Annotated in this window: 11 protein-coding genes and 1 pseudogene; 5 read left to right on the plus strand and 7 right to left on the minus strand. The window is 67.4% G+C overall.

Annotated features, from left to right (window positions below; translation table 11 throughout):
- Positions 1-346: 346 nt before the first annotated feature.
- The gene (locus IE118_RS05700; RefSeq protein ID WP_229846678.1) at positions 347-2,122 is read left to right on the plus strand and encodes a hypothetical protein; all 1,776 of its coding nucleotides are present in this window, start codon (positions 347-349) and stop codon (positions 2,120-2,122) included.
- Between the two features lie 65 nt (positions 2,123-2,187).
- Here the strand turns inward: IE118_RS05700 and IE118_RS34605 are convergent.
- Positions 2,188-3,095: pseudogene (locus tag IE118_RS34605) on the minus strand (transposase); the annotation flags it as partial.
- Positions 3,096-3,734: 639 nt separating this feature from the next.
- Here IE118_RS34605 and IE118_RS05715 point away from each other — a divergent pair.
- Positions 3,735-4,847 (plus strand): tyrosine-type recombinase/integrase, encoded by a 1,113-nt coding sequence (locus IE118_RS05715; RefSeq protein ID WP_189556937.1) that lies wholly within the window; start codon positions 3,735-3,737, stop codon positions 4,845-4,847.
- A 207-nt stretch (positions 4,848-5,054) separates the two neighbouring features.
- On the opposite strand, the gene IE118_RS05720 is transcribed toward IE118_RS05715, so the two are convergent.
- The 6 genes from IE118_RS05720 to IE118_RS05745 form a co-directional block, all read right to left on the minus strand.
- Positions 5,055-6,437 carry a HEPN domain-containing protein gene (locus IE118_RS05720; RefSeq protein WP_189556174.1) on the minus strand — a complete coding sequence of 461 codons (1,383 nt, stop codon included), beginning with the start codon at positions 6,435-6,437 and terminating at the stop codon, positions 5,055-5,057.
- A gap of 600 nt (positions 6,438-7,037) precedes the next feature.
- Positions 7,038-8,507 carry an HNH endonuclease gene (locus IE118_RS05725; protein WP_189556175.1) on the minus strand — a complete coding sequence of 490 codons (1,470 nt, stop codon included), beginning with the start codon at positions 8,505-8,507 and terminating at the stop codon, positions 7,038-7,040.
- A 247-nt stretch (positions 8,508-8,754) separates the two neighbouring features.
- Complete coding sequence (locus IE118_RS05730; protein WP_189556176.1) at positions 8,755-9,930, minus strand: HNH endonuclease; 1,176 nt, start codon at positions 9,928-9,930, stop codon at positions 8,755-8,757.
- 5 nt (positions 9,931-9,935) lie between these two features.
- Positions 9,936-11,579, minus strand: a complete 1,644-nt coding sequence (locus IE118_RS05735; RefSeq protein WP_189556177.1) for an AAA family ATPase — start codon at positions 11,577-11,579, stop codon at positions 9,936-9,938.
- Positions 11,580-11,590: 11 nt separating this feature from the next.
- A complete protein-coding gene (locus IE118_RS05740) occupies positions 11,591-14,497 on the minus strand; it encodes an N-6 DNA methylase (protein ID WP_189556178.1) in 2,907 nt (968 codons plus the stop codon).
- Positions 14,494-17,445, minus strand: a complete 2,952-nt coding sequence (locus tag IE118_RS05745; RefSeq protein ID WP_189556179.1) for a type I restriction endonuclease subunit R — start codon at positions 17,443-17,445, stop codon at positions 14,494-14,496. The genes IE118_RS05740 and IE118_RS05745 overlap by 4 nt, the downstream gene beginning before the upstream one ends.
- A 317-nt stretch (positions 17,446-17,762) precedes the next feature.
- On the opposite strand from IE118_RS05745, the gene IE118_RS05750 reads away from it, so the two are divergent.
- The 3 genes from IE118_RS05750 (at position 17,763) to IE118_RS05755 (ending at position 25,218) form a co-directional block, all read left to right on the plus strand.
- Positions 17,763-18,446: a DUF6308 family protein gene (locus IE118_RS05750; protein ID WP_189556180.1), complete on the plus strand. Its 684-nt coding sequence runs from the start codon at positions 17,763-17,765 to the stop codon at positions 18,444-18,446.
- Between the two features lie 96 nt (positions 18,447-18,542).
- The gene (locus tag IE118_RS34435; RefSeq protein WP_268248925.1) at positions 18,543-18,677 is read left to right on the plus strand and encodes a hypothetical protein; all 135 of its coding nucleotides are present in this window, start codon (positions 18,543-18,545) and stop codon (positions 18,675-18,677) included.
- Between the two features lie 184 nt (positions 18,678-18,861).
- Positions 18,862-25,218 carry an ATP-binding protein gene (locus IE118_RS05755; protein ID WP_189556181.1) on the plus strand — a complete coding sequence of 2,119 codons (6,357 nt, stop codon included), beginning with the start codon at positions 18,862-18,864 and terminating at the stop codon, positions 25,216-25,218.
- Positions 25,219-25,423: the final 205 nt, after the last annotated feature.

The raw sequence follows: 25,423 nt of genomic DNA on the forward strand, positions 1-25,423 counted from the left end.
TGGCGCCGGTGAGGCCGTCGAGGTGCTGGACTGCCTCACCGAGCGAAGTGGACCGGTCCGACGATGGATGGTTACCCCTGTGCGGCACGTGAAGAAAACGTGTGAGGGGGAGGGCGGTCATAGCCGTATCCTCTAGAGGGACATGACGAAACAACCCTTCCGGTCGGCTGCTAGAACCGCACGAGAGGCGGGCGACCCAAGGTGATGATTGATTACAACGTCAGCGACCACTGGTCCGCTGATGATCCGGCCTGGTTGAAGTCCCTCGTGTCGTCACTCGACCGGCACCACGGCGTGAGCACCATTCTGCCGCTCCGCCGTACTCGCAGAAGAGGTCCTGCAGTGGGTGGAGCTTGCCAGCGGCGTCGATGCCTGGAAGAACACCGCCAACCGGAAGTCGCTGCGGCTCGACCTCGACGAATCCATCAACATGCTTGGCGCGTCACTTCGCGCGCACATCGGCGCATCACTCGCACAGTTCCAAGCCGCCTTCTCGCAGCTCACCGGGAGCCCCACGAGGGTCTTGGCGCAGCCGCCGGGCACCCGCACCGACGCTGTCTGGACCAGCGTCACCAAAGCCGCGAAGGACCTCCTCGGGACGCTTGACGCAGACGAAGCTGTCCGCGCCAGCTGGGATGACCTCGTGGCCACGGCTCAAAACCGTGCCCTGGGGGGCCGGGAGTACCGCCCGATTGCCGAACTGCTCTTCGACCAACTACGCAGGCGCGGACTCAGCGCGAAGTGGATCTTCCGCGACCTGATCTCGGTGATCGCATTCGGCCGTGATCCCTACGCCATTCCCATCGGCCAGAGCAGCGTGCCGCTGCAGGAGCGGATCGCGAACGCCCGAACTCACGTCGGCACTCCGGCACAAGTCGAGCCGGTCGTGGTGTGGCTCGGCTACCAGGGTGAGGTTTTCATGCACCTCTCCGCTGGGCGGGTGACCTTCATCAATGCCCACTGGGCGGTACCCAACGCAAGGCCCGAAGGCCAAGACTTCGAGCACAAGGAAGAGCTCTGGGAGCTGGTGCGGAGTGATGATCTCTTCAAGGTCGCGAAGATGGTCGGCGAGGAGTCCGACGTGGACTTCCTGGTGCGCGTCGACCTCGGCACGACCACGGCGGCGGGCGCATTGGACCGCGCCGTTCGCATTGTGAACACGATCCTCAACGTCTCGATACACAACTCTGGCGGGATCCGCCCGCACCTCGCCCAGCACGCGGTGCTGCGCTCCGGTAAGGCCGGCTCTCTCAACTCTTTCGTTTCCCCGCGCGAGACGGGCTTCCCCCGTGATCACTACGGCGCGGGTATCACCGCGGACGCGATCGCGAAGCACGGGCCGCGCATCGCCTCGGCGCTGGCCCGCGAAGAGCTTCCCCGGTTCCTCGCGGCCGCACTCGAAGCGCAGACAATCGCCGACCGCCCCTTCGGCCGCGACATGGCTCTGCGCAAGCCTTCCGAAGCCGACATCAGCAGCGTAATTCCGCTCGCGGACCGTGTGGTGCAACACGTCGCGGCGCACGCTGCGCTCGGCCCCAACGACCTATTCGATCTCCTCGGCAAGCATTGGCCCCATGCTCGGTGGCTTACCGACGTGCAGCGAGCCGTTGGCATGTGCCTGCTCGGCGTTGGGAACCGAAGTGAACTGCTCAGCGAGCTGACCGGGGAGTGGCTCGCGAAGAACCCGCCACGCCCGTGGCTTCTGTTCGTCGCTGACCGCTCTGGCGATCTCCTCTCGCTCTGCCGCATCGAGTCCGAGCGCGCCTGGATCAGGCGGATGTTCGCCAGCGTGAGCGACCACAGCGAGTACCGCGCCCTGATCGCGTACTACACCGCCGAAGGCGCCGTGCTGGAGGCCCGACGCCGTCGTGTCCGAAATGCCCTGGTGCATGGGAACCCCACCAGCTTCGCGATTGTCGAGTCAGTGCGCGAGTACGCCGAGTTCCTGAGCCGCAGCGCACTCAACCGCGGCTTCGAGTCCTATGTTCAGGGCACGGCCCCCGCTGCCGCACTCGCGCAGCAGGCTGATCAGGTCACGGCGATGCAGGGCGGCCAAGACGCCGCCAGCTACTGGCGGGCTCGGCTCGTCACCAGAGCTTCACCGGGCGCAGAGTCATCGTAGGCTGTCTTACAAGTTGGTGCGTGATAGCGGGTGAGGCGTGTTTGGCCTGCTCGTGGCCTATTTTTAGTCGTGGCGGTGCGGTCGGATACGAGGTTGGCGATGGCGCGGTAGGTGTCGGGCAGACGGTCGCGCCGGTGGGTCCAGCGCGTCAGTTGCTTCCAGCGTTTGTGGTCGGCGAGGGCGCGTTCGACGGTGATGCGGTCGGAGGAGTGCCAGTGGCGCTCACGTTCCCACTGTTCGACTCTGCCGGGCAGTGCTCCTGGCCGCGGTTTCTCGGCGGTGTGATGGCTTGTCCGCAGTGGTCGCGGCTCAGGCCGAGGTAGCCGTCGTCCAGCAGGACCTCGACGTCGGGGAAGTGATGGAAGCAGATGGCGATGCCTTCGTTGCGGGCGGCCGTCGCGTCGTGCATACGATCAGGTCGCAGGGCATCGGCCCATAACGTGCGGCCCCGCCAGTCGGCGATGACGGTGGCTTTCATAGTGTTCTGTTTCTTCTTGCCCGAGACGAATGCGCGTCGTCCGCCGCGGTCGGCGGACCTGGACTTCGGTGGCGTCCAAACGCAGTTCGGTGCCTTCGGCATGGGCGTAGGCGAACACGTCCGTCAGCGTCCGAAGGCGCAGGCCGGGACGGTCGGGGACCGCACATCCCCGCTTGGCCAGGAGCGGTCGTATCTCTGTGATCTCGCGGGTGATGGTGGAGCGGTCGACGCCGAACAGCAGTCCCAGCACCGCGTGCGACAGGTCGTGTCGCAGATGGATCAGCGTGGCCACCAACCGGTCGACGAACACCAGTTGGTGCCGGGCGCCGGCGCCCTCGGCTCGTTTCCTGGCCCCGCCCCGCGCAGCATGACGGCGACCTTCAATGTCGGCCTGCCACGGCACCGCCAACTCCTCGATCAGAAAGCGAGATGACACCGAGAGATCCCCGTGAACAACTGATGCGCCAGCACCGCTCGATTGACCGTGATCGCCACACTTGGATCATGCCACCGGCCAGGTACAGTGCCTCACCCGCTATCACGCACCAACTCGTTAAAGGGGATTCTCAGACGCCTTCTAATGCCTTGGGGCCGGATGAAGCCCCCTGTCGGGTGCGTTGACCGTCTTCCAGGTCGACGCGGAGGGTGGCTCCGTGCTCGACGAAGTGCGCACCTGGCGCATCGTCAGGTCAGTCAGCATCTGGTCAGCATGAGTCCTCGTCCGTTCCGAGACAGGGGTTTGAGCGGGTGCTTGGTCGGCGATGGCGCAGCGGCCTGGATTACATGGAAGCGCAGGCGAGGAGCCTTCTTGCCCGAGTGAAGTCGATGTTCTTTGGCGTCTTCGAGTCCGACGAGTGCCGGTGTACAGTGAACAGTGCCCCTGACCTGCAGAAAGCTGGCGGGGAGCCGTCTTCTAGGAGTCCAAAGTGCTGCGAACTTTGATCAAGTCCAAGATCTAGCGTTTGGGTGTTTTCGCAGGTCAGGGCCCTGATTGCCGCCTCCAGGTCAGCAAAAGGTCAGCATCAGGCCGGACGGTGTCCGGCTTGCTGACCTGCACCTGTGGCAGGGGCCTGCTGTGCCGCCCGGCGCCCTGCTCGGAAGGCTTGATGCGTGGCTCGACAGCTCGCTCGTGGGATGGGGTCGTTCTTCAAGGAGTGCGGTTGTTCCAGGCCGACCCGTTGCTCGCACCCGTACACGATTCGGTTCAGGGACGCTCTCGGCAGGCAGCGTGAAGAGGCTGGCTTCGGCACGCAGGACGACGCGATCGAGCGCCTTACGCAGATCTATGCGGAGAAAAAGAAGACGGCGCCGTCCGTTGCCGAGGCCCGCCGGGAACTCGGTCAGCAGACGGTCGCGGAATACGCGAAGCAGTGGCGGCCGCGGCAGCGGAGGATGACGGAATACTCCACGGGCTGGCACGTCGACAGCTCCATCAACGTGCACATCATCCCTCGTCTCGGATCAAGGAAGCTGAACTCTGTCACGCCGATCGTGGTCGAGCGTTTCCTGGACGAGTTGGAGGCCGATGGGGTGGGCCGCGGGAACCAGGTGAACATCTTCCGCACTCTGAAGGCGATATTGCGGGACGCCTATGGCAAGGGGGCCATGGCGGACGATCCTGTGAAGGGAGTCCAGGAGCCGGAGTACGTCCGCCAGAAGGTGGTCATCCCGCCCCTCGACCAAGTGAAGAAGGCGCTGACTGCCGCTGACGAGTATCTCGCGCTTGAGATCGTCATGATGGTGGGCTGTGGTTTGCGAAACGGGGAAGCCCGGGCAGTGAACGTCAACAACGTTGTGGCGGATGACGTCTACCGAGTGCATGAGCAGATCCACTCCAACACGCACAGGCCGGCGAAGCTGAAGCACCGCAAGGCGGGGGAGTTCCGGGAGGTCCCTCTGCCGCGCTCAGTGCGGGAAGCTATCGAGCGGTACGAGGATAAGCACAGCACCACGCAGGATGGCTATCTCCTGCGCGGCCCAAGCGGCTACTACACGGAACCGATGGAACGCCGCCGTGTGCAGAAGCTCTTCAGGAACCTCCCCGCGGCGGACGGTGTCGGCATGTACAGCTTCCGGCACTACTTCGCCTCGAACGCGCTCGGGAACGGAATACCGATCACCGACGTGGCCGAATGGATGGGGCACAAGTCCATTGAGGAGACGTATCGGACCTACCGGCACCTGATGCCTGGGAGCATTGCGAAGGCGGCTCGCATTTTGGATGCCGGCCTTTGGGAGGCGGCTTGATCCCAGATTTGCGAAGATCCGCAACACCGGCTCGACCGGCTCGTGAGGGCTGGGTGATCTCCGAGGACGTGTGAAGGTGCTGGTCACAGCCACTCGTTGAGGACTGCGACCAGCGAGCTGTTCCGCCGTCAGGATTCTGTCCACAGCCAGGAACCGGGCCTGCTCCTCGAGGTAGGCGCCGAGTTCGTCGACGTCGCCCGCCTGCCGTCAGGAGCGATGGGCTTCACAACATGCCCCGGGTGTCGTGGCTGGCGGGGTCGCTGTGAAGAAGGCGTCCAGCACTTTCGTGATGCGGCAGCGCTCTTGGTGCGAGAGCAGCGATGCGTCGAGGTGCTGCAGTACTTCCTCGCCCAAAGCGGAGGTAAGGACGAGCCAGCGCAGGAACACGCCGAAGGCCGTGCACCGGACGGTGAACAGCTCCTCGTCAGTGATGGGCGTCTGATCTTCTCCATGGGCGTACCGGGAGCGACGCGTGTAGGCGCGCTTGATCGTCTTGTACACGGCTAGGCGGTCTTCGTCCCGGGTCCACAGCGCAGCCGACCGCTGGCTGGTCCGGCGTCGGCTGTCGCCGCTGCCGTCGGCGGCCGCGACGGCCTCCATTGCGATCACGTAGTCGAGCAGCACGTCATCTGCTTCTGACTCATCGACGTAGGTGCCTCCCATGGTGCGCTGCGCGGCCCGCACCAAGCGGTTGGCCGCGCTGGCCAGTGCTCTCGCAGTCGGGGCAGACCGTCCGTCCTTGACGGTGCGGGACCGCACCGTGCTGATCATGCCGTGGACTTCGTGCAGAAATGCGGTAAGACCCGGCACCGCAGATGGTGGAACGTGGTAGCCGAACGCGCGGTGCACCTCGCCTACTTCCTCGCCGGTGTGGTCGAAGTACGGCTCGATGTGTGGCGAGCCAGCACGGAGCTCGCTGTGGCGTCCGGGCTCGACGCGGAAGTACGCCTCGGGGTGCACACTCTCCTCGGGGTTCCACAGCTGCAGGGCCAGCAGCGGCTCAAGGTGCCGACGCTCGGGGCGCTGATCAAGGTCCGGCAGCCAGGAGCGACCACGCGCGAGGGCCTGGCCGGGCAGGCTCTGCTGCAGGAAGGTCGATCCGCCGAGCGTGTCGGGATCGAGGTCCGGGTTGCGGATGAAGCGGTGCATGGATGGCAGGGGCATCAGCTGAGCGAGACTCGTGGCGCTAACGGTCTGCAGCCGATATTCCCCCAGCGCCAAGTCTGTCCCTCGTGGAAGGTCGATGTCCAGCAGGATCCAGGTCTGTGCCTCGGGCGCCGCGGCCATGCAGAGGGCTGTGAAATCCGCTGTCAGGTCGTCCAGGCTCATCAGGGTCCCGGTGGCAGCGGCCTCGGCCACCTGCTCCAGGCCGGTCATGGCGAGCAGGACCTCATCGTCGAGCGCTGACCCGTCCTTGCCGTACAGGTCCGGGCGCCGGGAGACCGGCGCGAGGCCAGCCACCACCGTACGGACCTGGTCCCAAGCTGCACGTCTGCTCAGCTCTGTGACGGACCACTCTCGGGGCGGCTGCTGACGGAGATCGTCCAGCCACGCCTGCAGAACACCCCGTACCGTTTCGTGCTCATTCATGGACCCACGCTAGAGACATGAACGCCTTAGCGGCGAGGCAAATTGAGCGCCAGTGACTACCGGGAGGGCTACCCGCTGCAGCACTGAGACCTGTTGGCCGACATGAGTGAATTGACTCCAGTCGTGTGCCTCATGCCAGCGTCCACCCACCGTACGCCCAGCGGCACCGTGCGCTGGCCAGTCGCTGGATGTGGGGTCGAGCAGAGTCGGCGGAAGTCAGTCCCGTGCCGAGCGTCGCCGGGCAGCACCGGCGACTCCACCGTGGCCGCTTTGTGGCCTCCAGGGCACATCGCCGCCATCAGTACCGGGTGCGCTGAGCATTTGGGTCCCGAAACAGCGCCGGGATCAGCAGCACCTCGCGACGGACCGGGAAGTCACGCCACTCCGCGGTAGCCGCGTGGTGCCACCGATCGCTGTCAGCGTGCCCGCCGGAATCGGCAAGGCCCCATTGATCAACACAGATGTAGGACGGGGCGGATCAGAGTGTGTTCGGGGACCCGGGCGAGGGGAGCGCTGCCGCGCTGTGAGCAGTTCGTGGAAGGGAGACGGGCAATCGTTGGCCCGGATATGGTCCAGATCTTGGGGGACCCGACCGCGGGCTCAGTTGCTCTGCCGTTCCGAGGGCAGAGCCGTGAGGGGTGCGGGATTGCGGCTGATCCAGTGGTGGCGGTGGTGGCGAACGTGGTCGGGATTGATGTAATGCCACTGATGGCGCTTGAGCTTGGCTCCGAGGCGGTCCTTGACTGTGTCGACGACCGTGAGGTCGTCGGTCAGGACGAGTGCTCCGCCGTCAAAGCGGACGTGGCAGTTCGGGCAGAGGCACAGCAAGTTCTCGGTGAGGTCGGGTCCGCCGTCCTCTTTGGCCCGGATGTGAGCCGCTTCGCTGTAGCGGTGGCGGGGTGAGGGCAGGACCAGGGTGGTGGCGCATATCTGGCAGGAGTCCTGGTACCAGTGCTTGAGCTTGCGGACGGCATTGATGCCGCTTGGCGAACGAGTTCCGTGGGCGTATTCGCCGTAAGTTTGCCCTTCGGGGGTGTTCGAGAGGACGGGAGAGGCTTGGCCTTCTGACGTCGATACGTGGCGCATGGCGTCATCCACGTACTCGACGATCTGATGCACCATGTCGCGGTCCATGGAGACAAGACGGCAGGTGTCCTTCACGGCGCGGCGGGCGAGTGACCATGCGGCCTTCATGTGGGTTCCGTGGATGGCGGTGCGTTCGGCCGCAGCGAGTGCGCCGGCCATGCGGGAGACGTGATCGCCGACCCGGAGGAAGAAACCGCCGTGCTTTTCGGGTACAGCCGTGTCCCACCTGTCCTCCGCCTCACAGACTGCGTCCAGCAGTTCTCCTGCGCGAGGGGTGTAGGTCAGGCACGGCCGGGTGTGGAAGGCCCACCGGTATGCCCCTGCCAGGTCGTGCTGCCAACGGTCCGACGACGCGCTCGCCAGCGGGGCAGGTGCGCTGCGCTGGGCAAGGTGCAGGACACGCGACCAGGTGGCTGCATCCGTGGACAGAAAGCCGCGCCACGCCTTGAGGGAGGGAGTCCACAGGGCGCCGACGTGTGGTGGAGCAGTTCTCTCGGCGGATCGGTGGCGTCTGAAGCCCCGCGTGGGAATGATGTGCCGACCGTCCCACGCCATGCGCGTATGGCTCTCCAGGAGAGGACTTCTCCACGAACTGCCGGGGCCAGCCGTGAACGGAGAACCGGTCAGGAGAAGCGCTGAGGTGCCCGTACCGGCGTGCTCGGCCCGGCGGGTGGAATGCACTGCTGCGCCATACATCCGTCCGTTCGTCACATCATGGTGGGTCGACAGCGGAGCAGAGTTTCCGAGGAGACGGCGAAGGGCATCGACGAGCCGGGATCCGTCGGACGCATCGTCATGTACGTGTGACATCCAGACCGTCAGTGGGGCGCTGGGCCAGGAGACGATCGAGACCGCGGGGGAGACGGCTGCGGACCACCAGCTGATCGCGCCCGCATAGAGGTCTGTCGGGTCCAACCGTGCCGGGGCGGCTTCGGCTGTGGCCATCTCCCCGAGCGGTCCTCGCAGGATGACATCGTCGTCCAAGGCGCTTCCTTGTCGTCGTGCGGCGTTGTCTAGTGGGCTGATCTTGTCCCATACCTCTGACAACGACTGAGGGACGAGGCGGTGCGATCGACGCTGACGCTGCCAGACAGCGGCTTGGGGGCCGTTGAGTCAGTTTGAGGGGAGTGGGACGCCATGATGGTCGATCTGTTTTCGATGAGTGACATTCGTTCTGACGGTGTCGGGCTGGTCAAGCCGTGTGGAAGAGCGTGGTGGCGGGCGGTGCCCGTCAGCCGTCCCGGGCGATCAGGAAGTCGCGAAGTTCGGAGAGCGTCCGGGTCGTGCCGTCCACCGTCAACGACCAGAAGGTCCACCCATCCACCTTCTCGTCGCCGGTAGCCATCCGCGCTGCGGACGTGGGCGTGGCCAAAGGCTGCTGGAAGCACTCGATGATGCCGTCCGCCAACAGGGTCGCCCTGGCCGGGCCCCGTTTCCCCCGGCCTGTCAGCGCGATCCCACCTGCGGAGAACGCCTCGGGGGGCAGGGCGGCCACCAGGGTTCGCAGGTCGACGCGATGGGCCGCCGCCGTGGCCGCCGGGGGCTCGGTTCCGTCACTCGCGCGTTCGGCGACATCGTCCCCCGCCCCTCCCTCAGGGGACACCTCGTCTTCCGAGCGGCCGTAGGCGAGGAGCGCCAAGCGTTCCGCTGCCGCTGCCGCTGCGCTCCACTCCGCGGTCGCCCGGGTCAGGTCGTCGATCTCCTTTCGGGCGTACCGCGCCACAACGGCGTCGTTTCTGCGGACGAGGTATAGCTCGACGAGTCCCACCACCTTGTCGATCAAGGTGGACCTTCTCTCAGTGAGCCGGTCGGCATTGAGTGCGAGTATGCGTATGGTCTCCCCCACCCGGCAGAGATCCCGGGCCACCTCTTCGTCGGAGTAGGGCCGTTCGGGCCTGCGCCGGGCGTAGCCCCGGCTGTCGAATCCGACGAGATCGGCGTCCTCGGCCACCACGGGATCAAGGAGCACCGGCAGTTCGCCCTCCAGGCGTTCGCCCACCGACGCGCGTTGCCCGAGTAGAGGGAAGCGGGCTCCCTTGCCCGGCCCGGCGCTTTGATTGCCGTAGCGGGCACCGCCGCTGTTGCAATGGTGACAGGCAAGGCGGTAGTTGGCGGGGTCATAGGCGAGCCACCAGTACCCGCGGTGCTTGGCCTCGCCGGCGACGGCGGACTTCGGCCGGTAGTGGTCGACGTGGTAAGGCGAGCGATCGACCAGGGTCTCGCAGTACCAGCACTTGTCCATGAGGGCGATCAGCCGGTCGCGAATCGCATCCTCCCGCCACATCTCGCGGAAAGAGAGCTCCTTGTCTGCATCCTTCGCGTCCTCGTGGAGCTTCTCGAGTTCCTTGGCGGCTCTGTCCGCCCACTGCTGTGGCGCGGTGAGTCCGGTGTTGTCTACGTGGCGCACCGGGATCAGACCCCCCGGGAGAAGCGCTCGTCGAAGAGGACGCGTGCGGTCGCTTCGAGCTCCTCACCCGTCACAGTTCCGTTTCGGGCTCGTTCGATGAGTTCCGCGCGTCGCCGGTGCAGTTCCGCTAGGAAGGAGGAGAGCACCTTATCGCGGCGCCCAGTGGCGAACCCTAGTCCGTCGAGCCGGTCGGTCACCTCCTGGAGTTCTCGGCGTGCTCTGGGGTTGTCCTCGGCTACAGGAATGAGGCGGTACTGGGTGTCGATCAGGTCCTGGGTGTGTTCGTCGAGTTGGCTCCGGAGGCGGAACAGGTCCGAGGTGAGCAGCCCGCCGGCTCCTTGGCCTCGTGGGCTGGTGTCCGGGACGAGCGCCTTAGTCCGTCCATCGGCGTCCGTGTCGAGTACCCGGATCTGCTGCCGCAGCATGTTCGAGACGAGGAGGGGCTCGTGGGTGGCGGCGATGAACTGTGAGCGCTGTCCATCGCCGAGCATGCTCTGGACTGACGAATACCAGCGTCGGCTCCACTCGGGATGGAAGTGCGCGTCGGGTTCGTCGAGGAGGAAGAGTGACTCCTGGCCTCGCTGGAGTCGCAGAAGACCGAGGACGGTAAGGATCTGTTGTTCGCCGGAGCTCAGTTGGTCCGCTCGGACGACGGCGCCATCCGCCTTGCGGACGCGCACATCGACCGTCAGGTAGCTGGCCATCTGAAGAGTGGAAAGGAGCCCGAACATCGACAGGTCACTGTCGAAGAGGTTACGGAAGGCGAGCACGTCCTCGGGGCTGCTCATGGTGAGGGCGAACCCGTCGTCGGGGGTGCCTGCGCTGTACAGCGGGTCCGATTCCGGCACCGGTCCGAAGCGGCCGGATGCTGCCGCCTCGGCGAACAGGGCGCGCGGCGGCCCGCCCAGCCCCCAGTACGGCAGGGCCGACAGATCCTCCCCTACCGACGCGGGGGCGCGCAGGTGCAGCGTGGCGGACACCACCCCGTCCACCCTGGCCTGCTCCCTGAGGTAGTCGCCGAAGACGTCCGCCCACTGGCCGGCCAGGGAGAGCAGGACTAGGGGGAGCCAGTCGGGCGTGCACAGGAATCCCGGGGCGTACAGCGGGCACGTGATCGGCAGCTCCAGCTGTTCCGACCACACCCCCTCTTCGTTCTCTGGCCGGTCCTGCCAGGCAAACCAGGACTCCGTCCACTGCTCGCGCCACGTCGCCAGCTCCGCCTCGGCGAAGTGCACGTGGCGCTCGAACTCGGAGCCCCAAGGGACCCGGCCGTGCACCTGATACCCGAAGACGTGGTCGGGAAGGTGGCGGAGCCAAGCGTGACGCGGTGTCTCGTCGCGCGACCCGGTGGCCTCCGTAACCCACATGACCGGATCCGCCTCGGCGGACGGCTGCACGATCTCGACGGTCGTGTCGCGGAGTCGGTAGCGCACCTCGTATCCGAAGTCCGTACGGCCCGAATGGCCGAGGGCGCAGCGGTAGAGAGCCCCGAAGAGTTCCGCGAGCGCGTGAAGGATCCGGGACTTTCCGCCTCCGTTGGGGCCGATCAGTACGGCGATGGCCTGCCCCTGGTCGACGGCGCTCTCCAGGTCGAGGGTGAAGTCCCGCAGGCCGCGGTAGTCGGGCAGCCTCAGCTGCAGCAGCTGCATCGGATCCTCCCTCAGCCGGCCCGGAACGTGCGGGCATCGCGCGGCGGCGTGAGTTCCTTCGCAAGCCTGGCGAACCGTCGCCAGGCGTCCTCCAGCCGCTCGGAGATCTGCTGGGCGATCAGGTGCGGCTCTGAAACCTCTCCCGGTTCCTCCTCGCGCAGGTCGGCGTAGAGGTCGAGGTTTGCTCCGGGTGTAGCGAGGAGCGCGTCGACGGAGTAGGGCTTGAACACCGGTGACGCGGCGCGGGTCTCGGGCGGGTGCCCGGGCCGGTAGGCGGCGACGAACGCGTCGAGAGCGGAGCCCGGGGAATCGGCGACGGCCGTGTGTCCGGTCCGCGCGTCGTAGACCCAGAGGTGGCGGGTGGCCGGCGATCCGTCGGGGCGGGCCGCGGCCTTCTCGAAGAACAGGACGTTGAGCTTTACCCCTGAGAAGCCTGCGGAGAACCCGATGGGGAGGCGGAGCAGGGTGTGCACGTCGCACTGTTTCAGCAACTGTCTCCGTACCCGTTCCCCGGCGCCCTTCATGAAAAGGACGCCGTCCGGTACGACGACGGCGGCCCGGCCGCCGATCTCCAGCAGGGTGTAGACGTGCTGGATGAAGTTGAGCTGCTGATGGCTGGTGGCCTCCCAGAAGTCCGGCCGGGCGAGGGCTAGCTCCTCGGCGCCATTGAGGTCGGACGCGCCGGTGGACGAGGTCACTGAGCGTCGCTGCCCCATGGGCGGATCAGTGAGGACGAGTGTGGCCCGGCGGCGGGGGCTTGCCGCGAGGGAGTCCCGCACCTCGATGGCCGCCCGGTTGCCGTCGAGGCGCTCGACGCCGTGCAAGAACAGGTTCATGGTGGCGAGGCGCGCCGTCGCGTCCACCAGTTCCGTCCCGCGGATCGCGCCGTGGGCCAGCTTCTCTCGCTGGGCGGGCGGGACGCCCGGCGGGAGGTGCCGGGCGATGTGCTCGAAGGACCGCACCAGAAATCCCCCGGTGCCTGCGGCCGGGTCCACGATCATGTCCTCGACGGTCGGACGGCAGCACGCGACGATGGCGTCGATCAGCTCCCGGTGGGTGAAGTACTGGCCTGCGGCGGTTCGGTGGTCTTGAGCGCACCGGGCGAGGAACGCGTCGAAGACCGGGGCGCGCCACTCTGGCCGCTCGTCCCACCACGGGAGCCTCTCACCGACCTGTTGAATCAGATTCTGGAGGTGCACTGGGCGGCGGAGGCGATTCTGGGCCTTGTGGAAGATGCGGCCGACTACGCCGCCGCGCTCGCCAAGCTCCGCCAGCAGGGCGCCATAGTGCTGGATCAGTTCCGTGCCCTCGTGCAGCGAGAGCTCGTCCCAGGCGTCGCGCCTCAGGACGTCGACGCGGTTGAGGGGTCGGCGCCGCAACTCCTGCGCCGTCTTGAGGAAGAGCAGGTATGTCACCTGCTCGCCGTACTCCAAGGCTGTTAGGCCGTCGTTGCTCAGTGGCGGGAAGGAGGACCAAAGGTGCTCGGCCTGGAGCTCCACCTCGGAAGGTCGGTTGACGGGCCGTCGGGCGGGCGTCGTCGGCGGCACGGTCACTGCTCCCTTGAGTCGTACGTCGTTCTCGCTACTCGGCGCTGCGCCGTGGGGCAGCCTGCCCGCGAGGGCCTGCTCCCGGCAGCCGTCGCGCAGCCGGTCCGCCATTGCCAAGGCTTCCTCGGCCGAAGCCGTGACGGAGGTGAGTCCGCTGTTCCACGCCTCCAAGGAGGCGAGGAGTGTGCCTTGTTCGGCGAGTGGAGGCACGGGTACGGGGGTCTGCCGCAGCTGGTCGAGGCCCAGGGAGGCTAGGCCGACTGTGTTCCGTGCGGCGTGCCGTAGCCAGCTTCGGCCGGGCCCGTTCGCGTACAGGGCGAGCAGCCGGGGGTGCAGGGTGTCCCCGGCCATTCGGACCCGTGCCACGTGGTGGTTCGGTACGTACGTGCGATGTGAGGAGTCCTGTTCCCACACCCGGGCGAAGCCGAGGCTGTCGGGCTGTCCGCTCAGCACAAAAAGGACGTCCCCGGGGCTCAACCGGGTCGCCTCCGCTCTACGGGCGTCCAGCCGCACCGTCGACATCCGCTCGTGTGCCCAGCGCTCGCCCCGGAGCTCGGCCGGGCGCACGGACCTCACCTTGACCTCGTGCGGGTCGTCGGCACGCCGGCTGTTCGCCACGGGCCCGCGTACGACTTCGGCCAGCTCGCCGAGGGTTACCCATCGCCATCCCTCGGGGAGGGCGGGTAGGGGAGCGCGGTGGGCGCCTCCGGAGGACTCCGAGTCCGCGTGCGGCCCATTCGTGGTGCGGCCGAAGGCGTCCCGGTCGATCACGAGGGCGCGGAGGTCTTCCACCTGCCGCAGGATGTCGCGGACGGCGGCTTCCTCCTCGTCAACCCGGGCGAACCAGAAGGCGAGAGAGGTCTTGATCCGCTCCTGCTCTGACCGTGGGGGCAGTGGCAGCCGAACCCGTTCCAGATCTCGTGCCGCGATGTGCCCCATGCCGGCGCCCTGACGCACGGATGACTCGATCTGGCGCCGTACGGCACCGGACGCCCACGCAAACACCAGGTACTCAGGGTCGATCAACCGCTCGTGGACCCTGACCCGCACCATGGTGCCGGGGTACGTCGTGGGCCCGGTGGTCTCGCGGACCAAGGCGGCCCGCCCGATAGGCGCCCCCGGCCCGCCATTGCGGCTCATTAGGATGTCGCCCGGCCGGATCAGACGGTCGGCCGCTTCCGCTTCCGCTGCCGAGGCCCACGGACCTTCCCGGGACTCGGCGAGGTCGGCCGTCGCCGACCGCAGCGCGGACAGGCGGAGGACGGGCACCCCTCCCGGGACGGCCTGACCGGACCGGCCCGCCGCCAGCGGCTCGCGCAGCAGTTCGCCCAGCGGAACCTCGGTCCAGCCGGACGGCAGTCCCGCCCTCACGCCAGCACACTCCGCAGCTCGTCCAGCAGGCGGACCGCACCCTGCTCGCCGAAGGCGCGCAGGAAGCCCGACGTGCCGCCCCTGAGAGTGAAGGGAACGGCGTCGAGAGATGCGGCGGCGAAGTGTCCGCCGGCCGCCGTGCTGTCCGCGATGTGCTCCATCCACCAGACCTGGTCGGAGTCGAAGGACCGTCCCCGGCGCTCCTGGTGGTCGATCCACGCGTCGAGCCGTGCGAAGACCTGGTCGCGGTAGGGGCGCGGGCGCGGCTCCAGGTCCGCTTCGTACCGCACGAGGGCAAGGAGGTCCACGGGCCCCTTCGGTGTCCGCGGTCGCCGGGGATCCGACACGGTGACACCAGCGCGTTCGTACGCGCTCCAAATCCGCTCCGCTGTCAGGCTATGCGGCGGTCGCGCCAGAGACTCGGCCCATGAGCGAAGCATCTGAACGTCCCCCTCAGTCAGGGCTCTTGTCCCGGTGATCAGCTCCCGCGCCGGGCCGTTGTCCGCCCGAAGGAAGGACCGCCAACGCTCCAAGACCTCGGCGTCGTCGACCGTCGCGGCTGCGGCCAGCGCCTCGTACGCGTCCTTGTCTCGCCCTCGCTTCCTCATTGTGGAAGATTGACCAGCATGGTGCCGTGTGACGTCGACCGGATCCACGACCACGCAGTGGGTTTTGGCCGACGCGCCGGGGGTGACCGCCCGCAGTTCCGCCGACGCGATAGGGCGCGTCCCCACCGCAAGCATCTGGAAGTACCGATTTGAGGACTTGACGTCCTGCAGGAACAAGAGGCATTCGACGGCGGGGATGTCGGCACCGGTGAGCAGGCCCACCACGACGATGACCCGCAGTTCGACTGTGTTACGGAACTGCGAGAGCCACAGGTGCGGTGACCCGCCCTTGAGTTTCACCTTCTGGCAAAAGTCAGGCCCCTGCCCAAACACCGCGCGCAGCGCGTCGACCACCTCGTCCGCATGTCGGTCGTCGGCCGCGTAGACCACTGTCTTGGGCAGCGCCACATCCTCGGAACCGAGCCACTCCCGCTCGGGGAACATCGACGGCAACCCCTCTTTGAACGCCGTCAGCGCGGTGTAGAGCGCTTGGCTGCTCACCACGGAGCGACGGTGACCGAGGGTCTCCTTCGCGTCGAGGTCCAACTCCTCCAGGGTGTTGGCCGCCCACTCCGGTCGCGTGGCGAGGTCGCCAATGCGGTAGATGGTGATGTCCACGGCTCCGCCATCGGCGACGGCGTCCGCGAAGGTGTAGGAGCTGACCAGATTGCCCTGGAAGACCTTCAGCGCCTGGTCCGTCGGGGTAGCCGTCAGGCCGAGCACCGGCGCGTCGAAGTAATCGAACAGCGCGCGCCATCGGGAGGACACGGACCGGTGACAGTCGTCGGCGATAATGAGGTCGAAGAACTCGGGGGGTAGATCGGCGCGGTAGCGGACTCCGGACGCCGGTTTGCCCCCGGTCAGGACCTTGTGGAGCCGCTGCACGGTGCTCACAACGACCTCCTTGGATGGCACGGAGTCCGAGTTCAGCCGCTCTAACCGATATGACTCGGTGAACTTCCGACCGTCTTCGTCAGGACCCGAGTACGCCGCGAAGGTCGCCAGTGCCTGCCTTTCGAGGTCCACCCGGTCAACTAGAAATAGAATTCGGCGGGCCCGGGCGTACCGCAGCAGGCGGTAGGCCGCGGTGACGGCCGTGACCACCCGGCCACCCCCCAAGGCGATCTGCACCATGGCCCGGCGCTCGCCCCGGCGCAGCGAGTTCTCGAACTCCCGCACCGCGTCGTACTGCCACGACCGGAGAAACCTCTGGGCATAGCCGTCCTCATCGAGGTCGGGAAGACGGCGGCGCACGCGGCCCTGAAAGGTCGGCGCCTGGGGATCGGCCACGGCCTCCCGCAGCCAGCGGGCCACGGTATCCGGCTGGTGGAAGCTGAAGATCTCCCGGAAGCGCGGCTCGGGGTCATCCCCGTTCCGAAACAGCACCCGGACGCCGTCGGTGACGTAGGTGTAGTGCATCCGCCGCTCCGCGGACGCCGTCGACGGGGTGCCAGCCTCACCGGGCCGGGCCAGCGCAGCCCGTAGATCCTTGCCGCGCGGCTGCACCTCAACGGTGCCCACCGGCCGGCCGTCGACGCGGAGCACGTAGTCTGCTCCCGCTGCCCGGTCCGGTTGCGCCGCGCCCCGCACCGCAACCCCCCGCACCAGTAGCTCGTGCGGCCCGTCAGAATCATCCCGTACGGCCCATCCCGCCTCGGTCAGCAGGTCCGCGACGCACCACTCCGCCTCCAGGAGGGCCGAACGTGCCTCCAGGGACGCGCGGGTGGCCGTCTCGGTGGGCGTACGCCGGTCGAAGGTCCGCCGCAGCCCGGGGACGTACTCGTCGAGCAGGGCGACCCGGGTGGCCAGGTCGGTCACCGGTTCCCATATGGCCACGTGGCGGCGCGGTGAGCTCGTCGGGGTGTCGTCCCATTCGGCCGGCGGGACGAAGGAGAGCGCGTCACGCACTCCGGTCCGCAGCCGGAAGTACCAGACGCCCAAGTCGAAGCAGTGGCGTACGAGACGTTGGGCACGGGACCGGTCGTCCGGTCCGGCCTCCCCGTCTGGTGTGGGGGCGCCGGAGCGGCGCAGTTCGGCCAGCGCACGGAGCACCGGGCCATCGGTGGAATCCGGACCGAGCAGCCGGACGGACTCCGCGGTTAGGACCTCCGCAAACTGCCGGGCCTGGGCGAGGGACCGTTTCGGGCGGGCATGCGCGTCGGCCTCAGCACCCGCGCCGTACACCAGTAGGAGGGGCTCCAGCGGCAGCAGAAAGCCGAAGTTCGCGGAAGCGGCGGCCAGCCCCTCCAGGGCTTCCTCGACAGCCACTTGGTGCACTCGGCCCACGTTCCCTTCACTCTTCGTCAGCGTCACCGGCGACCGTGGCACGGCGTCGAACAAGGAGCCCAAATCTATCGTCTTAGGTCGGGCCTCGGGGCCCGACCTGAAGGGACTGAGGTGCTCCCGAGACGCGGAGGATGGTGACAGAGGGTCAGAGGTCCTCATGACCGGAACATGGGCGAACGGCATTTCCTGCCAGCTCTCAGACGCCAACAGGACCAGAGCCCACGCCTGGACCAGGTGCCAGAAGCCAACCCGAAATGCGGTGGAGCACAGGCGCGAGTGTTGGCCGGGTTTCCGCTCGAGCCACCGCAGGGTCTCAGCTGGTGTACCGTCCACCGACACATCACTGGTGGCGTGGGAGTTGGGGGCTTCGGGTGATCGAGTTGAAGATTCCGGATATCTACTGGGACGACGAGAAGGCTGTGAGCCTGCTGGGTGAGTACTTCACCCGACGACGCTCATGCGGCGACCTGTTTTATTCCGGCGCGTGCTTCGAGCGCCTGGGCGGGGGCGGGGACGCCGAGCACGTCGCGGACCGTTTCGACGGCAACGACCTGGTGGCCATCACCACGCTCAGTGTGTCCCTGGAGCCACATGGGGCGATCAACTTGCTGACCGACCCCGACGGGCACTGGGCGCGCCTGCTGTCGCTCATCCCTCGTGACGCACGTCTGGAGGATCCTCGAAGCGATGCGCTCATAGCGGAGGGCGGACCGGCGTGGGAATTGTGGGAACGCCTGGCCGGCACCAAGCAGTACCCCGGCAAGCCCGACGGCAGTGGACCGGTTGTCGCAGGCAAAGTGCTGGCCCGCAAGCGTCCCCACCTCATCCCCATCTACGACATCCGCATCAAGCAGCTCTTTGAGCGACCGAAGACAGACCACTCCTTCTGGGCAGCGCTGGCTGCGGCCCTGCAGGCGGACAACGGTGCCTTCTACGATCAGTTGGCCTGTCTCCGCGACAAGGCGGGGATCGGTGAGGACATCGGCGTCCTGCGTGTGTTCGACGTCATCGCCTGGATGCATCAAGGACGGCAGGGGCAGGTCTCGACCAGCTGAGCTCTCGGGTGGAGTGCGGCGGGGAGGCGTAGGAGGTCACCGAGCTGGCAGTCTGATCGACTGCCCCCAAATTCGATCTGCTTCCGATGACGCATCATGTGGAATGCGTCGAGCCCACGACCAAGGGCGTTCGAACGCCACTTCCACCGGCCCGACGGTGATGCGCTGATCTTCACCACCATCACCAAGGGCCGGGCCGGCCGCCGCCTCAACGACGGCAACTGGCGCTGACAGGCTGGCTGGTGGCTGGCCCTCGACGGCGCCTGCTACTTCGGCAGCGACGGCGAGCCGCAGCCCGCCCCACACCACCTGCCGCACTCCATGCGCCATACCTGCGCCTCGTCGCTTGTTCAGAGGGGAGTATCGCTCTCGTTTTCCCTCCTATAGGCGCCCAACCCGAGACAATGCACAGGACATGGGTGATCTGACTGCCGCGCATCGCGGGTATGAGTACCAGGACCTGCTAGAAGCGTGTCGTGTGGTGGATCTGCCGCTGGGCGGGATCGTCGCCGTGCACGTTGACGAGAAACTAGTGCCGGACGACCGTTTCGACGATCTCACGGTCATCGGGGCGGACGGATGCCGCGAGCGGACCCAGTTCAAGCACTCGGACAACGACGATCACCCCCTCGCTTACGAGACGTTCACTTCGGACGGCCGTGGGCTGAGGCTGGATCGCCTCGTGGCAGCCGCCGTCGCCGACCGCGACGGCCCGGGGGCATCCGCTCGTATGATCCGGTTGCGCATCGTGATGCGGGACGCACCACCGGACGATGCCGTACTACGCGCGGTCATGGTGCCAGCACGCGCGTCTGACGTGCCGTTCCTGGCGGGCATGAACACCACTCTCCTACGGTTCGACGCCGAGGCCATCTGGCAGGGGGTCGAGCTGCCAGCGCGGGGCAGGCGCAAGGCAGGGAACGTCTTCGGGTTCCTGGCTGAAGGTGACATGGCCGTCTCCAAGGAGGATCTGGAATGGCTATGCGAGCACCTTGTTGTGGAGCTCGCTGCGCCGCCTATGACGATGGATCTCCAGCGGCCGGGGCCAGCTGAGCAACTCCTCCTCCAGCGTGTGCGCGGTGAACTCGGTGCGGGGATCCACCCCAACGAAGGGCGCTCGGCAGTTGACGTGGCCGAGGCGCTGATCCGCACGGTCCGGGCGGCCCGTCAGCGGGGCATCAAGGTCACTTCGCAGGAGCTGCTGCGCCGGGCACAGCTGCGCCAGGACTTCGGCGCTGTCCTACGTGCGCATCCCGTTGACCGGACCATGGAAGTGGCTCGGCCGGGCGCGGTCGGTGCCCTGGTGGAAGCCGCCGGGACCGCCGCATCCGACGGGAACGTGTTGCTGGTTACTGGCCCGCCGGGGCAAGGGAAGTCCTGGGCGTGCCAGCAACTGGTCGAACAGCTCACGCGTGACGGATGGCTGGTCGCCGAACACTATTGCTACCTGGGTGACGCAGACGGTGATCAGCTGACCCGGGTGATGACCGAGTCGGTCTTCGGTAGCCTGCTCGGCCGGCTGGCCGAGGCGGAGCCGAGTCTCGTCCACGACCAGCGCCCGCGCTTCGCCGCCGATGAGGAGGCCCTGGCGAACGCGGTGGCGACGGCCCTGCGCAAGAATCCCGTCCGGAGAGTGGCGCTCGTCGTGGACGGACTAGATCACGTCACCCGCGTACACGGCGGGAGGACCAGGAGAGCGGACCCGTCCCTGACCCTTGCCGAGGTACTCAGCTCGCTGCCGCTCCCGGCTGGCAGCGTACTCATCGTACTCAGCCAGCCCGGGACTCACCTCGACCCCCTCAGACAGGCAGGGGCTGCCACCGTCGCCGTACCGCCGCTCGCGCAGGAAGAACTACGTGGCATAGCCGAGCGGCTCGGGCTCGTCCTGTCGAAAGGAGGCGGCCAGGCCGAGGCGCTGCTGACCGACGGCCGGGAAGTCACGGACTTCCTCGACGCGCTACAGGAACGCTCAGGTGGAAACGCCCTGTACACGACGTACCTCTGCCGTGAGGTTGCCCTGCGCCCAGAGACGATTGCGGACGCTGCGGCAACCGTGAGGGCGCTTCCCTCGTACCGCGATTCACTGGAGGACTACTACGCCCACCTCTACGAGACCCTCGGTGCCGAAGCCGATGTCGTCGCGGACATCATCGCCCTGCTCGGCATGCCGGTCACTCGCGAGGAACTCGGGCAGATCGTCCCGGACCGGGGACACCGGATCGATCGTGCGCTGAAGGTCCTGGCCCCGGTGCTCTCCGAGCGGACCGGACAGGGTGAGGTACGGGTGTACCACGAGTCGTTCGCCCGCTACCTACGCCTCGGATACGAGGACCATCCTGATGCCCTGCAGTCGACGCTGGCGCTGATCGCTACATGGCTGTCCGGCAGGGGACTGTTCGAGGACCCGAGGGCCTTCCGACGGCTTCTGCGGATCCTCGCCGAGGCCGGGCGCGACACCGAGGTGCTCAGCCACATCGGGCGGGACTTCGTCGCCCGCGCCGTCTCTGCCGCATTCCCGGCCTCGGCGATCAGGGACAACCTGGCCACCGGGCTGCGCTGCGCCGCCCGATCGGGAAACTGGCCGCTCGTCGTGCGCTGCGTCGAGCTGGCCCGGGCTGCGCAGACTTACGAGGGTGAGCGCTTCGACTCGGTGCTGCTGGACTTCGCCGACGTGCCCATCGCGTTGCTCGGGGCTCAGACCATGGCGGACCGGCTCCTGTACGACGGACGGACCGTAATGCCCGCCCGGGTGGGCCTGCAAATGTGCGTGGCTCTTGATGCCGCAGGTGCCGTGGCGCCCTGGCGCGAATACATGACGGCATTTCAGCACGAGGACGAATCCGACAACACCTCCTACGGAGAAGACTCCGACCGGGCCGTCAGTCTGGCCTGGCTGCGCGGCCGGCTGCGACTGTCCGCGGCATACCGGGGGACAGAGGAGGAGGTGCCCGGGCAGGACAAACTCAGCGCACCGGTGTCGCTGGACACCATCGCCCAGTGGCTCGATGAGAACGGTGACCAGCCAGCGGCCGACGCCGTTGTGAAGGCACTGCTCGACACCGTGGAAACCGATGCCGTCACCGGCCTACTACCGCGACTCACAGCAGGCGGCCCGGTGTGTCTCTCCCTCGCCGAGCACATTGCTGCCGGTGCGGTCCCCGGACAGCCCGGCAGCGCAGCGCACTGGGCCCGGAAGGCCGCCGCCTCGGGACAACTGCCGGGAACGGTGCACCGGCTGCTGGCGCTGGGGGTCGCTGCGGACGACCTGTGCGGAGACCTGGCGGGGGACAGTCCCCAGGCCCGGCGCGACGTGCTGCTCTCCCTCACCCGCGAGGTACAGCAGGAAAGCGTCCGCTGGGATCCGGAGGCCGTCGCCCGGTGGCTCGACGCGCTGGCGGTCGCGGCAGTAGCCGACCCCTTGGTGCTGGACGCGGCGGAGGCGCACGTCCAGGGGCCGGGCTGGTATCCCTGCTGGCTGCGGTTCGCGATCGCCCTCGTACGCGCAGAATCCGCCAGTGTGGACCTCCGGTCCGGCCTGGCGGTGGAAGCCATCGGACTCCTGACCGGAGATCTCAGGCCCTTCGCCGGAAAACCGCGTGCGTGCGACCTCTACGCGATACACCCGCTCATCGAGGGGACGGTGGGCCGGGCGGTCGTGCACGTGTCCGACGATGATTGGCCGCAGGCATGGGAGAAGCTCACCCACGTCAGCCGGGGGATCAGCACCACTCTGCGCGGTGAACTGGGCGGTCCGCTGCCCGCCGACCTACTGCTCTCGATCGCCGTCGAGCAGGCGACGCCTGCACGGCGGGCCAGTGTGGACGAAGCCATCCACAGCGAGTTCGAGCAGCAGGTCGGCGGACGCTACTACAGCGACCTGGCCAGGTACCTTCTCACCCGCGCGCGGCTCGCCCTCGCCGCAGGTGAACTTGCCGGTGCGGAGGCACGCTGGCTGGAAGCCTGCCGCTTCCTAGTGGCCTACGGCTGGCACAAGGACATCACGGTCTACGAGGTCCTGGACCCGCTGCTCGCTCTCGTCGCCGCCGATCCGGCGCGGGGCAGGGCGCGGGTGGCGCAGCTCCAGCCACTGTGCGAACGCCTGCCCCTGCACACCGACGGCAAAGAGACCTTCGCCGCACGGCGGGAGTGGTGGAGGACACTGGCCGGGGCAGATCCTGCGGCCCTCGCCCGACTGACTGCCACCGGGCTTCTCGGCGACTGCAACGCTCCCAATGATCTCCTCCAAGGCGCGCGGGAGAATCTCTGGGACAGCTGGAAGGAAGAGGCGGATCCGGTCGCGGCAACGGCACTCCGCCTCACCCTGGATAGTCCGCTCCTGGAAGGGGACGCGGCGGTGCTGGACCGGCTGGTCCAGACGTTCCGTCCTTCGATCCCGGACGGCGTATCGCAGCTGCTCCGCTGTGCACTGAGCCGGGCGGACGAGCGGCCTGCGCGCTACGACTCGTCCGACGGTGGCGAGACGAAGGCGTCAGATGAGCGACGGGTCGCTGCGCTCAACGCTGTGACCGAAAGTGCCGGTGCGCCGAGCATCGAGCCCCTTCCCGGCCTACAGGTCGCAGAGGAATCCCGAAGTCGGAGCGGCTCACCGCAACCGGCGCGGCCACCCACGGCCGGGGACTTGCTGGCCGGTATGGTGCTGCTACCCCTGCCCCCTGGCCCTGTCGGTCTGATCCGAGCACTGAGGGAATGGCGCCAGCGACCTTACGAGGCAGGTACACCGCAGCAGGCCCTCGACCGCATGACAAACCTCGTTGGTTATCGGCTGCTCAGCCTCGCCGACGAAGGACGTGCCGACGAAGCTCTACAAGTCCTGAGGGCCGTCGCTGGACCGTTCGACTTCCGTGACGGGCCCCTCCTCCTGCGCCAGCTCGCGCAGGGACTCGAACGGAACGGCCAGGACGGCCTGGCCGCCGAAGCGTACGCGCTGACCTGGGTGCGGACGCGCGGGTGGGGCGGGTGGCTGAACTTCGGCGGGGAGACGTCCCTCGACGCCCTGAGCAGAGCCGCGCAGATCGATCCGGCCCTCACCTTCCGCGTCGTCGCCGAAGAGGCAGAAGCCATCGTGAGCACCGGCCGATACGGCACACACGGTGTCACACAGGCGCTGATCTATGCCTTCGCCCGCCAGGCCGTCGGCCTGCCCGGGCACAGCTCCCTTGATCTAGGGTTCGCGCTTTGGGACGAAGCGGCGGCGGTCATTGAGAGCCGGGCGCCTCGGGTCCACGTCAGCGACGAGCCCGATTACCCCTACAACGCCCCCGACCGGGACACCGGCGCGGCCGTACACGGAGATCTGGACGGCGCCTTCGCGACCGCGGCACTGGCGGGACTGGCCCATGCGGGACGCGAGGCCAAGCGGCGATCGATGATCGCCGCTCGGGCTCTCGTCTCACTGCGCCCGCACACAGCAGCACCCGCCGTGGCGCTGGCACTTGAGCATGCGTCTGATCCCGCGACGCTGACCTGGCTGCTGTGTCTCCTCGAGGAGCAAGGGCCAGCCAGCCGGGCCGTCTTGGAGCACTGCCAGGACGCGCTCGGAGCGCTGGCCCAAGGACCTCTGCTCACTGTCCGGGCCCTTGCCCGTCGGCTGCTCATCAAGGCGGCGAACGTCCCCATGGCGCCTTCCGATCCGGACGCGTTGCAGCCCCCAGTCCGCCTGTGGACGTCCTCCGGGCAGGAAGGCGACCGAAACGATCAGGCGCTGGAAGGGCTGGTACAAGAAGTGGCCAGCGCACGGCTGTACGAAGCTGAGCAGCTGCAGCCGGGGCTGATCCGAGCGGTCCTGGCCGATGCCCGCCGCAGGCTGGGCAGTGAGCATACGAAAGACAGGTACAGGACTCAGCTCCGCGCCTACCGAAGCGCCGACGAACAACTACCGCCGGATGCCTACCTCGCCACTGAGGAGGCGGTCGAAGAAGCGGTTCAGAGAACGGCAGCAGGTAGCCGCGCTCACCGGCTCTCGAACGGTCTGGGCGTGTCCGATCCGCGAACCTGGGAAGACCAACTGGCCACCGCACTGGCGGACAGCCCGATTGTTCCCCTGGCCTTCGAGGCGGCGCGCTGGCCGCGCCCCGGCCTCCCGACTCCGCCAGGTCCGGACGATCCCGGCAATTCAATGGCTGGCATAACCGCGGAGACCATCTCCATACGGCCTTTGGCGGAAGCGGACGTCCTGAGCGGCCAGCCACTCCATGGCTGGTACATCCTCGCTTCCGTGGAGAAGCGCAGGTTCCTGTCATTGCACAGACGGACGACCGACGCGGTCAGCTTCAGGCTCTCGGGCCCGGAGGTAACTGCGCGCGGGGGCCATGAGACCCCGGACGCCCCGCCGTTCTCGGACGGTGACCTCATTGAATGGACCGAAGGGCCGGCGCAGCTACCTCTGGGACTTCCACAGGTCACCTTCCCGCTGCTCGGTGTCGACCGCGACATGGTTGCGGCCGGGGATGCCGCTCATGGTCTGGGACTACCCGACCTCACGCTCACACCAGGCTGGTGGCTCCCTGCCGCGCTGCACCTGCGGCCCGGGGCCCCCTTGACCCTAGAGGACGACCACGGGTTGGCCCTCGGGCTTATCTGTTGGCGCACCGAGTACGAGACGAGTTCCTACCACCTCGCCTGGCCGCGAATGACCGGCTGTTCCGTCGTGATCCGCCCCGATCTGCTGGAAGTCCTGGCCGAACGGGCGCCTGCAACCGTCGTCATCCGAGACTTTGTCATGCACCTTGGGCATGGCGAAGAGGCGAAATGATACGGAAGCGCTCGGTCGTGCAGTGGAGGAGCGTGCTGGTCGGCCCGGGTTCACTACCTCACCGCCGCTGACCCCAATTCGCCACTTGACCTAAACCTCTCGACTTACATGACAAATCATCAGGTAAGTCAGCATCCAGTCAGCATTAGGCCGGGACAGTCTGGCGTACATGCTCCTGGTCGACGGCTTCGCGGCAGCTTCTTTC

Source organism: Streptomyces pilosus, assembly GCF_014649835.1.
In the GTDB taxonomy this organism is placed as follows: Bacteria; Actinomycetota; Actinomycetes; order Streptomycetales; family Streptomycetaceae; genus Streptomyces; species Streptomyces pilosus.